10 protein-coding genes are annotated in these 12,447 nt (G+C 70.4%); 1 reads left to right on the top strand and 9 read right to left on the bottom strand.

Annotated elements, in window-relative coordinates:
- Positions 1 to 5: 5 nt before the first annotated feature.
- Positions 6 to 1,301 carry a thymidine phosphorylase gene (locus LVO85_RS06105; RefSeq protein WP_232746518.1) on the bottom strand — a complete coding sequence of 432 codons (1,296 nt, stop codon included), beginning with the start codon at positions 1,299 to 1,301 and terminating at the stop codon, positions 6 to 8.
- 34 nt (positions 1,302 to 1,335) lie between these two features.
- On the opposite strand from LVO85_RS06105, the gene LVO85_RS06100 reads away from it, so the two are divergent.
- Positions 1,336 to 1,974 carry a hypothetical protein gene (locus LVO85_RS06100; protein WP_232746517.1) on the top strand — a complete coding sequence of 213 codons (639 nt, stop codon included), beginning with the start codon at positions 1,336 to 1,338 and terminating at the stop codon, positions 1,972 to 1,974.
- Positions 1,975 to 1,998: 24 nt separating this feature from the next.
- On the opposite strand, the gene LVO85_RS06095 is transcribed toward LVO85_RS06100, so the two are convergent.
- From LVO85_RS06095 to LVO85_RS06060, 8 genes are all read right to left on the bottom strand, one after another.
- Positions 1,999 to 2,394 (bottom strand): cytidine deaminase, encoded by a 396-nt coding sequence (locus LVO85_RS06095; RefSeq protein WP_232746516.1) that lies wholly within the window; start codon positions 2,392 to 2,394, stop codon positions 1,999 to 2,001.
- A gap of 2 nt (positions 2,395 to 2,396) precedes the next feature.
- Positions 2,397 to 3,695, bottom strand: coding sequence for an ABC transporter permease (locus LVO85_RS06090; protein ID WP_232746515.1), 1,299 nt, complete (start codon positions 3,693 to 3,695; stop codon positions 2,397 to 2,399).
- A complete protein-coding gene (locus LVO85_RS06085) occupies positions 3,692 to 4,969 on the bottom strand; it encodes an ABC transporter permease (RefSeq protein ID WP_408637672.1) in 1,278 nt (425 codons plus the stop codon). Before LVO85_RS06085 ends, LVO85_RS06090 begins: the two co-directional genes overlap by 4 nt.
- Positions 4,966 to 6,561 carry an ABC transporter ATP-binding protein gene (locus tag LVO85_RS06080; RefSeq protein ID WP_232746514.1) on the bottom strand — a complete coding sequence of 532 codons (1,596 nt, stop codon included), beginning with the start codon at positions 6,559 to 6,561 and terminating at the stop codon, positions 4,966 to 4,968. The genes LVO85_RS06085 and LVO85_RS06080 overlap by 4 nt, the downstream gene beginning before the upstream one ends.
- Positions 6,562 to 6,656: 95 nt before the next feature.
- Positions 6,657 to 7,808, bottom strand: a complete 1,152-nt coding sequence (locus tag LVO85_RS06075) for a BMP family lipoprotein (protein ID WP_232746513.1) — start codon at positions 7,806 to 7,808, stop codon at positions 6,657 to 6,659.
- Between the two features lie 144 nt (positions 7,809 to 7,952).
- A complete protein-coding gene (locus tag LVO85_RS06070; protein WP_232746848.1) occupies positions 7,953 to 9,134 on the bottom strand; it encodes an amidohydrolase in 1,182 nt (393 codons plus the stop codon).
- 103 nt (positions 9,135 to 9,237) lie between these two features.
- Positions 9,238 to 10,821: an acyl-CoA mutase large subunit family protein gene (locus LVO85_RS06065; RefSeq protein WP_232746512.1), complete on the bottom strand. Its 1,584-nt coding sequence runs from the start codon at positions 10,819 to 10,821 to the stop codon at positions 9,238 to 9,240.
- A gap of 4 nt (positions 10,822 to 10,825) precedes the next feature.
- On the bottom strand, positions 10,826 to 12,430 hold the full coding sequence (locus LVO85_RS06060) for a Na+/H+ antiporter NhaC family protein (protein ID WP_232746511.1): 1,605 nt from the start codon (positions 12,428 to 12,430) through the stop codon (positions 10,826 to 10,828).
- Between the last annotated feature and the right edge of the window lie 17 nt (positions 12,431 to 12,447).

The following is a 12,447-nucleotide window of genomic DNA, read 5'->3' as shown; positions in this document are numbered from 1 at the left end:
CCCGGCTAGCGGGCGGAGACCCGGTCGAGCACGAGGTCGTGCGTCGACGCATCGGCGACGTCGTCGACGATGTCGTAGCTGTCCTGGAGGATCTCCTCGGCGCGCGCGAACCGCTCCGGGGTGTCGGTGTGCAGGGTGAGCAAGGGCTGGCCGGCGCGCACGCGGTCCCCGGGCTTGGCGTGCATCTCGACCCCTGCCCCGGCCTGCACCGGGTCCTCCTTGCGGGCCCGCCCGGCGCCGAGCCGCCACGCGGCGACCCCGACGGCGAGGGCGTCGAGACGGCCCAGCACCCCGTCGCGCTCTGCGGTGACCTCGTGCCTCTCCTGGGCCACCGGCAGCTCGGCGTCCGGGTCACCCCCTTGGGCCGCGATCATGCGCCGCCAGGTGTCCATGGCCCGCCCGTCACGCAGCGCCTCGGCGGGGTCCTCGTCGGTGCGCCCGGCCCCTGCGAGCATCTCGCGTGCCAGGGCGACGGTGAGGTCGACGACGTCGGAGGGACCGCCACCGGCCAGCACCTCGACGCTCTCACGCACCTCGAGGGCGTTGCCGGCGGTGAGCCCCAGGGGTGTCTCCATGTCGGTGAGCAGCGCCACGGTGTGGACCCCGGCATCCGTGCCGAGCGCCACCATCGTGCGAGCGAGCTCGCGGGCGTCGTCCAGGTCCTTCATGAAGGCGCCGCTGCCGACCTTGACGTCGAGCACCAGCGTGCCGGTGCCCTCCGCGATCTTCTTGGACATGATCGAGGAGGCGATGAGCGGGATGGCCTCGACCGTGCCCGTGACGTCGCGCAGGGCGTAGAGCCGCTTGTCCGCGGGAGCGAGCCCGGAGCCCGCGGCACAGATGACCGCACCTACGTCCTCGAGCTGGGCGAACATCTCCTCGTTGGACAGTGCTGCCCGCCACCCTGGGACGGACTCCAGCTTGTCGAGGGTGCCACCGGTGTGCCCCAGCCCCCGACCGGACAGCTGGGGCACGGCCACCCCGCAGGCAGCGACCAGGGGTGCGAGGGGCAGCGTGATCTTGTCGCCCACCCCGCCTGTCGAGTGCTTGTCGGCCGTCGGGCGGGAGAGTCCGGAGAAGTCCATCCGCTCGCCGGAGGCGATCATGGCGGCCGTCCAGTCGGCGATCTCGCGACGGTCCATGCCGTTGAGCAGGACGGCCATCGCCAGCGCGGACATCTGCTCGTCCGCGACGACCTCGCGCGTATAGGCGTCGACCACCCAGTCGATCTGGGCGGTGGTCAGGGGGTGACGGTCCCGCTTGGCCCGGATGACATCCACGGCATCGAAGTCCTCGCTCATGTGTTGCGTCCTCCTGTGTGACATCCTGGCCCGCGTGAATCTCGCGCAGGCTATGGCCCTCATCGTGCCACCCGTCACCAACCTCAAACAGCGCGCCCTCACCCGCTCCGACGGGGAGCACACGATGTTCCCCACCGTCGTCGCCCTGCGTGACGACCGGGTGCTGTGCGTCGTGACGTCACCGCGGACGGCGGTCACCCTGGCGTGCGCCCACACTCTCGCCGTGGGGCTCGCCCCCCAGGCCCTGGCGCTCGCTGCGAAGGTGCAGCTGGACGACGGGGGCGAGGCGATCTCCTACACGGTCATGTCACGGGAGCGCAGCGCAGGTTTCGCCGTCCAGCCGTATGCCGTGCGCGAGGGCTCGCTGCTCTTCGGGACGCCCGAGAAGGGCACGCCGCACGACCGGGGGCTCATGGACGAGCTGGCCCGAGCGATGTCGCACGCGCCCCTGGACGCCACCCGGGTGAGCCGCAAGGACGGCGCGGACAGCGCCGCCAACCCCTCGTTCCTGCCGGAGGACGAGGGCCGGATGGCGCTCGACTCCGGCACCTGCGCCTCGCTGCAGAGCAAGGTCGCCGGCGTGCAGGGCACCACCCTCTACCTCGCGCGGGACGGCGAGCATGCCACCCGCCTGCTGGCACACGGCATGCCCAAGGAGGTCCTGCTCCGCTGAGCAGGTGGTGGGACCCGCATCCGGTCAGACCTTCCCGAGAGCCTCCGGACCGAACGCCTGGGGCAGCACCTCGCGCATCGGCAGCGGGCCCTCGGGTGTCAGCAGCACGCAGTCCGCTCCCCCGTGCTCCCAGATGAGCTGTCGGCAGCGGCCGCACGGCATGATCGCCTCGCCACGGGCATCCACGACCACCACGGCAACGAGCCGGCCGCGCCCACCGGCCACCAGCTCGCTGACCATCCCACACTCGGCACACAGCGTGACGCCGTAGCCGGCGTTCTCGACGTTGCAGCCCGTCACGACCCGGCCGTCGTCCACGAGCCCTGCCGCACCCACCGGGAAGTGCGAGTAGGGCGCGTAGGCCTGCTGCATCACCGCGGCAGCTCGCTCCTGCAGGTGGCTCCAGTCGATGGTCGACATGGTCAGTCCTTCGTGTAGGCGGTGCCGTTCGCGGCGGGGGGTCGGACGCGGCCGACGAAGCCGGCCACGGCAAAGATGGTAATGATGTACGGCAGCATCAGCAGCAGCTCCGAGGGCACGCCGCTGCCGATGGTGGACAGGACGTTGCCGAGGTTCTTGGAGAAGCCGAACAGCAGCGCGGCCAGCACGGCGAGCCTGGGGTTCCACTTGCCCAGGATCATGGCCGCCAGCGCGATGTAGCCCTGGCCTGCCGACATCTCCCGGCCGAAGGCCAGACCCGAGCCCACCGTGAAGAAGGCCCCACCCAGCCCGGCGACGGCACCGCCGAGCACGACGTTCCACACGCGGCGGGTGTTCACCTTGATCCCGACGGTGTCGGCGGCCTTCGGGTGCTCACCCACGGCCCGGGTGCGCAGACCCCAGCGGCTGCGGAACAGCATGAACTGCAGCACGGCCACCAGGACGTACATGATGTAGACCAGGATCGTCTGCTGGAACAGCACCGGTCCCAGCACCGGGATCTCCGAGAGCACCGGGATGCGGATGACGCCGAGCGGCTGTCGGGCGTTCCACGACCCCGGGTCGTCGGCCATCAGGGTGGAGAAGAGGAACCCGGTCAGACCGATCACCAGGGTGTTGAGCACCACGCCGACGATGATCTGGTTGACCCGGAAGCTCACCGCGAACCAGGCGAGAAGCGCTCCCACCGCCGCACCGGCGAACGGCGCCGCCGCCAGCCCGGCATACCCACTGGCGAACTGCGAGGCGATGGCAGCGGCCACGAACGCACCGAAGAGCAGCTGGCCCTCGATCGCGATGTTGATGACACCACTGCGCTCACAGATGACGCCCGACATCGCTCCGAAGATGAGCGGCACCGACAGCGCGAGCGCGCCGGCGAGGAGCGAGGTGACCGGGATGACCGAGGTGCGCCCCGCGCCGGCCCAGACCAGGAACGAGACGACGAAGGCGACGCCCACGAGCAGGTGCAGCCAGACCGGGACGCCCCGTCGCGACCGCAGCAGGACGTAGGCCCAGCCGGCTGCGGCCAGCTGTGCGGCCGCGAGCAGGAGCGCCCCGACCAGGGAGGGGACGCCGAAGTTCGGGATGGTGAACCAGCTCGACCCGGAGGCCAGCTGGAACGTGGTGCTCGCGTCGGGGTCGGTGCCGACGGCGAAGACGAACAGGGTCACCAGACCGGCCAGGGCATACATGACCGGGGTGCGGTAGCTGATCCTGGCCAGCACCTGCTCCTCGGCGGGGGCCGCGTCGGCCCGCTCGGGGGCGGTGACGGTGCTCATGCGGCGACCTCCTTCGTGCGCGTCGCACCGGACCGGCGACGGGGCTTGGTCGGGTCAGGCACCCTGAACACGGCACGGACCAGGGGCGGGGCCGCGATGAGCAGCACGATGACCGACTGGACGACGAGCACGATGTCGATCGGCGTCTGCGTCAGCGACTGCATGAGGAACCCACCGGCCTTCAGCGCGCCGAAGAGCAGCCCCGCGACCAGGGTGCCCAGGGGTCGGGACCGGCCCAGGAGCGCGACGGTGATCGCGTCGAACCCGTAGGAGGCCGCGACACCTGCTGTCAGTGCTCCCTCGGTGCCGAGCACCTGGGCGGTGCCGGCGAGACCCGCGAGACCACCGGCGATGACCATGGTGATGAAGATGGTGCGACCGACCGACATGCCCGCGGTCCGGGCCGCATGTGGGTTGGCGCCCGCAGCGCGCAGCTCGAAGCCGATGGTCGAGCGCTCCAGCAGCCACCACACGAAGACCGTGGCGAGCAGAGCCACGACGACGCCCCAGTGCAGGCGGAAGTTGTTGCCCGGCACCAGCCAGTCGGGGATGAGCAGCGGGTAGGTCGCGGAGTCGGCGACGTTCGGGCTGCGCTGCCCGGAGCGGCCGGGGTTGAACACCGGCTGTTTCAGGATGTAGCTGATCAGGTACACCGCGATGTAGTTGAGCATGATCGTGACGATCACCTCGTTGGCGCCGAAGCGTGCCTTGAGCCCGCCCGGGATGGCCCCCCACACCGCCCCGCCGACCGCGCCGCCCAGGACGGCGAGCAGCAGGTGCAGGCCCACCGGGAGGTCCCAGGCGAAGCCGATGTAGGACGCGAAGATGGCGCCCAGGATGATCTGGCCCTGCGCGCCGATGTTGAACAGGCCCGCACGGAAGCCGACGGCGATGCCCAGGCCGGCCAGCACGAGAGGCACGGCGAAGACGACCGACTCGGTCAGCGGTCTGACCTGCCCGACGAAGGTGGCTGCCTGCCAGTCGAAGATCGCACCGCGGAAGAGCGCGACGTAGGCCTCGCTCACCGCCTGCCAGGCCGCGCTGAGCAAGTCAGCGGGCCGGGAGAAGAAGTAGGTGGCGGCCTCCCGCACCTCCTCGTCGGCGAAGGCGATGAGGAAACCGCCGATGACCAGGGCCAGCACGACGGCCAGGACGGAGATCATGACGTTGCCACCGAGGACACGGCGCATCAGGTCGTCACTCAGCTGCGACCGCCGGGGGCCGTCCTCGGCGGAGGGTGAGGTGACGGGCGGGGTGACCGAGGGGTCGCTCACGGCTGCTCCTCATGGGGAAGGTGTCCCTGGTCGGCCATGGCCAGGGTGGACTGGTGCTCGGCCGCCTGGGCCGTGGCCTCCTCGTACGGGACACCGGCCATCATCAGGCCCAGGACGTCCCGGTCGACGCCGCCGGCCTGGGCCGCGTCGACGACCCCCACGACCCGCCCCCGGTACATGACCGCGACGCGGTCGGCCAAGGCGATGACCTCGTCGAGCTCGGTCGAGACGATGATGACCGGGGTGCCCTTGTCGCGTTCGGCGACCACGCGCTGGTGCACGAACTCGATGGACCCGACGTCGAGCCCGCGCGTCGGCTGGGAGGCCACGAGGAGGCTCAGGGGGCGGGAGAGCTCGCGGGCGAGCACGACCTTCTGGGCGTTGCCGCCGGACAGGGTGGAGATGGGGTCCCGGACGTCGGTGAGCCGGACGTCGAACTCCTGGGTGAGCTGCTCGGCGTTCGCCTGCACCTTGGCCGGGCTCATGGTGACACCGCGGGCGAACTCGGGGGTGTCGTAGAGGTCGAGCACCAGGTTCTCGGCGATCGTGAAGGAGGCGATCGCGCCGTCGGTCGACCGGTCCTCCGGGACGAAGCCGATGCCGGCGCGCAGCCGCTCCCGCACGCCCTTGCCCCGTAGGTCCTGCCCGTCGAGCACGATGGAGCCGGCGGCCGCCTCGTGCAGCCCCAGGATGGCCTCGGCCAGCTCGGTCTGCCCGTTGCCCTGGACCCCTGCGACACACAGGATCTCGCCTGCCCGTACGTCGAGGTTCACCCGGTCGACCACCGGGGTCCCGGTCGGGCTGAGCACCGTGAGGTCCTTCACCTGGAAGGCGGAGGCTCCCGGGTCGGCCGGGGTCTTGACCACGGACAGGGAGACGGAGCGGCCGACCATCATGCTGGCCAGCTCGGTCTCCGAGGAGGTCGGCCTGGCCTCACCGACGACCTTACCGCGCCGGATGACCGTGATCCGGTCGGCGATCGCGCGCACCTCGCGCAGCTTGTGGGTGATGAAGACGATGGAGGTGCCGACCTCCTTGAGCTCCCCCATGATGCTGATCAGCTCGTCGGTCTCCTGGGGGGTCAGGACCGCCGTGGGCTCGTCCAGGATGAGCACCTGCGCGTCCCGCGACAGGGCCTTGATGATCTCCACGCGCTGCTGGACCCCGACCGGCAGGTCCTCCACCAGGGCGTCGGGGTCGACGTGGAAGCCGAAGCGCTCGCTGATCTCCGCGACACGCCGGCGCGCCCGGTCCAGGTCGAGCACCCCTGCGCGCCCTGTGGGCTCGTAGCCCAGTGCCACGGACTCGGCGACCGTGAAGACCGGCACGAGCATGAAGTGCTGGTGCACCATGCCGATGCCGGCCGCCACGGCGTCACCGGGCCCGGTGAAGGTCACCGGCCGGTCGTCGAGCAGGATCTCGCCGTCGTCCGGGTCGTAGAGGCCGTAGAGCACGTTCATGAGGGTGCTCTTGCCGGCGCCGTTCTCGCCCAGGAGTGCGTGGATCTCGCCGGGCTCGACCACCAGGTCGATGTGGTCGTTGGCCACCAGAGACCCGAAGACCTTGGTGATGCCGCGTAGCTCGAGCTTCATCGCCCGACCGCTCCTTCGTCACAGGGGGAGTGGACGACAGCGGCCCGACCCCCTGGGGCCGGGCCGCTGTCGCAGTGGGTCCTACCGGTCCCGGGTCAGGGGGAGTTCGGGGACTCGACGGTGAGCTCGCCGTCGACGATCTGCTGCTCGAGCTCGGTCAGACGGTCCTTCAGCTCCTGCGGCACGTCACCGTCGAAGTCGTGGAACTCGGCCAGGCCGACACCGTCGTTCTCCAGCGTGCCGACGTAGGGCTCGTTGGTGAAGCCGTCCTCGTAGGACTCGGTGATGGTGTCCTCCACCGCCGGGCCGATCTGCTTCAGCACGGAGGTGAGCATGAGGTCGCCGTACTCCGTGGAGTTGTAGCCGTCGGAGTCGACCCAGATGATCTTCGTGCCCTCCTCGCCCTCGGCGGCCGCGGCAGCCCCCAGGCCGACCGGGCCGGCGACCGGCATGATGATGTCGGCACCCTGGGCGATGAACTGCTCGGTCAGGGTCTGGCCCTGGCTCTGGTTCTCGAAGTCACCGGAGAAGGAGCCGTTCTGGGCCTCCTTGTCCCAGCCCAGGAGCTGGACGTCGGCGTCGTTGTCCTCGTTGTAGAGGTCCACACCGTCGGCGAAGCCGTCCATGAAGATTGCCACCGACGGGATCTGCAGGCCGCCGAAGGTGGCGACGGTGCCGGTCTCGGACATGCCGGCAGCCAGGTAGCCCGCCAGGAAGCTCGCCTCTGCGGTGTTGAACAGGATCGGCTTGGCGTTGTCCAGCTCGACCGCGTTGAAGTCGGTGTCCGAGAAGGCGGAGTCGATCAGCGCGAAGTTGGTGTCCGGGTTGTCCTCGGCACCGGCCTGGATGGCGTCCTCGAGGAGGAAGCCGACGCCGATGGTGATGTTGCAGCCCTGCGAGACCAAGGTGTTGACGTTGGTCGCGTAGTCGGCGTCGGACTGGGACTCGACCAGGGTGGTCTGGATGCCCAGCGCCTCCTCGGCCGCCTCCATGCCCTCACGGCCCGACTGGTTGAACGACTGGTCGTCGAAACCGCCGGAGTCGGAGACCATGCAGGCCTGGAAGTCGGCACCGTCACCGGTGGCGGCACCGTCACCGGGGGCGGCGCCGGTGTCGTCGCTGGTGGCCGAGCCGCTGTCGGCGCCGTTGCCGGCGTCCGCGGTGTCGTCCTCGGGGGCGTCGCCGCACGCGGCGAGCGTCAGGGTGGCAGCTGCTGTCACGGCTGCGAGCTTCAGAACCCGTCGCACGGGGATCTCCTTCGTGATGGTAAAGGCAGAGCGTGGGCCGACCAGGGAAGACGGCTCACCGGGCGCATACTACCCCTGAGTAGAGGGTGCGTGAGGCCGCCACCCATGGGCGTGACCCAAGTGTGACCAATCTCCCGCCGGGGGTCAGCGCAGCGCGACGGCGGCCATGAGCTGGGCCGCGTGCATGACCGACTCCTCGTCGACCACCAGGTCACCCTGGTGCAGCTCGAAGGTGGGGCCACCCGGTGAGCGCGTGCCCAGCCGGGCCATGGCGCCGGGCACCTCGGTGAGGTACCACCCCAGGTCCTCACCGCCGAGAGACTGGGGGGTCGGGACGACCGAGTCCTCGCCGACCACGCGACGGGCGGCGGCCTCGAAGGCGGCCACGGCAGCTGCGTCGTTGACGACCGGCGGCACGCCCTTGACGTGCCGCACCGTCGCGCGGACACCGTAGGGGCTGACCACGCTGTGCACGATCTCCTCGATGAGCCGCCCCGTGGTGTCCCAGGTCTGTGCGTCCAGCATCCGCAGCGTGCCCACGCACTCACCCGAGGCCGGGATCACGTTGGACACGGTGCCCGCCCGCACGGCCCCCCAGACCAGCGCCGTCCCGGAACGGGGGTCCAGGCGCCGTGACAGCACGGCCGGCACGTCGGTGATCACCTTGCCGAGCGCGTACACCAGGTCCTGGGTGAGATGCGGCCGCGAGGTGTGTCCGCCGCGCCCCGTCAGCATCACGTGCACCGAGTCGGAGGCCGCGGTGATCGCGCCGACGCGCAGCCCGACCGTGCCGACGTCGATGGAGGGGTCGCAGTGCACCGCGAAGAGCCGGTCGACCCCGTCTAGCGCGCCTGTCGACATGACCTTGTGGGCCCCACCGGGGATGGTCTCCTCCGCGGGCTGGAAGATCAGCCGCACCCCGATGCCGAGCCTGACCAGGTCGTCCTGGACGCGCGCCAGGGCCAGCCCCGCCCCGAGCACCCCCACGGTGTGGACGTCGTGACCGCAGGCGTGGCACACGCCCGGGTTGCGTGAGGCGAACTCCAGCCCGGTCGCCTCGTCCAACGGCAGCGCGTCGAGGTCGGCGCGCAGCGCGATCCGCCGGGACGGCTCGGGGGCACCGAGGTCGGCGACCGCACCCGAGCCCGGCAGCGGGCTCACCCGGACGCCGGCGTCGGTGAGGTGCTCGATGACCACGGCCGTGGTGCGGTGCTCCTGCCAGGACACCTCGGGGTGACGGTGCAGCTCCCGGCGCCAGCGCAACAGCGAGGGTCGCAGCTCCTCGACGGCTGCGGACACCTGTGCGGCAAGTTCGCTGGGGGGCATCGTCCTGGGGAGGGTCTCGGCAGTCACGTCAAGGGCTTCGCGGTGGGGAGCAGGTCACAACGGACCATACCGCCAGCCCGCCGGGAAACCGCTATCGCCCGTCTCAGAAGGTCTCCCGTGGGACGTACTGCCCCCACTCCTCCCGCAGCGCGTCGGCCACCTCGCCCCCGGTCGCGCCGGCGCGCAGCGCGTCCTTCATCGGCACCAGGACGTTGTCCGTGCCCCGTGCGGCCGCCCGGACCCGGCCGAGGGCCTCGGTGACGGACGCGCCGTCCCGCTCCTGCCTCAGTCGTGTGAGGCGTGCGCACTGGGCCGCCTCGATGGCCGGGTCCACGCGCAGTGGCTGGTAGGGCTCGGACTCGGCGATCGCGTAGCGGTTGAGCCCGACGACCACCCGCTCCCCGGAGTCGATCTCCTGGGCGGTGCGGTATGCGGTGCGCTCGATCTCGCTCTTCTGGAAGCCCTCCTCGATGGCGCGGACCGCACCCCCGCGGTCCTCGACGGCCTGGATCAGGGCCAGGACCGCCTCCTCCATGTCGTCGGTGAGCGACTCCATCACGTACGACCCGGCGAAGGGGTCGACGGTCTTGGTGACATCGGTCTCGTAGGCGATCACCTGCTGCGTCCGCAGCGCCAGCCGTGCGGACTTCGCCGTCGGCAGCGCGATCGCCTCGTCGAAGGCGTTGGTGTGCAGCGACTGTGTTCCCCCCAGCACGGCCCCCAGGCCCTGCAGCGCGACCCGCACCAGGTTGACCTCGGGCTGCTGCGCGGTCAGCTGCACGCCCGCCGTCTGCGTGTGGAAGCGGAGCATCAGGGACCTGGGGTTGGTGGCGCCGAACTCCTCCTTCATGATGCGGGCCCAGATCCGGCGCGCGGCACGGAACTTGGCGACCTCCTCCAGCAGGGTGGTCCGCGCGACGAAGAAGAAGGACAGCCGCGGCGCGAAGTCGTCGACGTCCAGACCCGCAGCCAGCGCTGCCCGCACGTACTCCTTGGCGTTGGCCAGGGTGAAGGCGATCTCCTGCGCCGGCGTCGCCCCGGCCTCGGCCATGTGGTAGCCCGAGATGGAGATCGTGTTCCAGCGGGGCAGCTCCCGGTGGCAGTACGCGAAGGTGTCGCTGATGAGGCGCAGCGACTGGGCCGGCGGGTAGATGTAGGTGCCCCGCGCGATGTACTCCTTCAGCACGTCGTTCTGGACCGTGCCGGTGAGGCGGTCCGCGGCGATGCCCTGGTCCTCGGCCACGAGCTGGTACATCAGCAGCAGGCTCGCCGCGGTGGCGTTGATGGTCATCGACGTGGACACGCTGTCGAGCGGCAGCCCGTCGAAGAGCCGGCGCATGTCGTCGAGCGAGTCGACCGCCACGCCGACCTTGCCGACCTCGCCGTGGGCCAGGTCATGGTCGCTGTCGTAGCCCATCTGGGTGGGCAGGTCGAAGGCGACCGAGAGCCCACCGGTGCCGTTGGCGACCAGCTCGTGGTAGCGGGCGTTCGACTCGGTGGCGGTGCCGAACCCGGCATACTGCCGCATCGTCCAGGGTCGACCCGTGTACATCGAGGGGTAGACACCCCGGGTGTAGGGATACTCGCCGGGCTCCCCGAGCACGGCGCCGGGGTCGAAGCCCTCGAGGTCCTGCGGCCCGTAGACCGCCTTCAGCGGCAGTCCTGACTCGGTGCGCTCGTCCGTCATGCGCTCAGGCTACCGACCGGTCCTCCGCCACCTCGTCCTCGAGCCTGGACACCGCCCTGCTGGCGGCCAGGCCGAGCCCCAGGAGCACGACGACCATCGCACCGAAGCCCAGCCATCCGTTCAGCGTCAGGGAGAACACGACGTACCCGCTCAGGGCGCCTACGGCACCGGTAACGGCGTACGGCAGCTGCGTCGTGACGTGGGTGATCACGTTGCAGCTGGCGCCCGTCGAGGACAGGATCGTCGTGTCCGAGATCGGTGAGCAGTGGTCGCCGAAGACCGCGCCGGCCAGCACGGCCCCCAGCGCCGGGAGCAGGAGCTCGGCCTCGCCGACGGAGTTCATGATGTCCCCCGCGATCGGCAGCAGGATGCCGAAGGAGCCCCAGGAGGTGCCGGTCGAGAAGGCCATCGCACCGGCCAGGACGAACATCACGGGGATGAGCCACTCAGGCGCGATGTTCGCGTCCTCGACCAGTCCGCCGAGGTACTCCCCCGTGCCGAGCTCGGAGATCAGCGCCCCGAGCATCCAGGCGAGCAGCAGGATGTAGACCGCGGGCGCCATCGACTTGATGCCCTCGAGCAGGCCGCGGCCGAGGGTCGAGGCGCCGAACCGCGGGTTGGCCGAGGTGTAGCGCCAGTAGTAGTAGAGGGCGAACGCCATGCCGAGCACGCCACCGAAGATCAGGGCAGCCGTGACGTCGGTGCTGGCCAGGATGTCCAGCGGCGACCAGCTCGGCTCCTCGGCCCCGGTGTACCCCGTGTAGACGATCCCTCCCAGGACACCGAGGACGAGCGCGAGGAAGGGCACGATAAGGGCCCGCATCGCACCGGGCTCGTGGACCGGGAGGTCCTCGGCGAGCTCACCGGGGATGTCGAGCGAGTCGTCGTAGGTCTCACCGTGGACGAGGGCCCGGTGCTCCTCCTTGCGCATGGGGCCGACGTCGAGCTGGAAGACCACGACGATCGCGACCAGGATCAGGGCACCGCTGGCGTAGTAGTTCATCCCGGCGGCGATCACGAAGGCCTGCACGTCGCTGACGGCCAGCGTGGAGGCCGCCACGATCGGCGCCATGATGCCGATGATGCTGGCACCCCAGCTCGAGAACGGTGCCAGCACGGCCACGGGCGCCGACGTGGAGTCGATGAGGTAGGCGAGCTTGGCCCGGGCGACACGGTGCCGGTCGGTCACCGGGCGGGCGACCTGCCCCACCGCCAGGGCGTTGAAGTAGTCGTCGATGAAGATGACGACGCCGAGGATCGCGGCCAGCGCCTGTGCCCCACGTCGCGAGGTGATGCGCTGGACGGCCCACTCCGAGAAGGCGGCACTGCCCCCCGCCATCAGGATCAGGGCGGCGATCATGCCGAGCATCAGCGTGAAGACCAGGATGTAGACGTAGTAGGTGTTGACCGCGCCTTCCTCCCAGAAGATGCCGGAGAAGGCCTCCCACACCAGCGAGAGGGTCTCCAGGGGGTTGTAGCCCGCCACGATGAAGGCCGCGCTGAGCACCCCCGCCCCCAGGCTGACCAGCACTTTCTTGGTGCTGATAACCAGGACGATCGCCAGCACGGGCGGGATGATGCTGATCCAGGATGCTGCGCCGTCGCCCATGGCCACGTCCCCTCGGT

This window comes from Ornithinimicrobium sediminis (genome assembly GCF_021272345.1).
Lineage (GTDB): Bacteria > Actinomycetota > Actinomycetes > Actinomycetales > Dermatophilaceae > Ornithinicoccus > Ornithinicoccus sediminis_B.
This window is presented reverse-complemented; position numbering and strand designations above follow the sequence as displayed.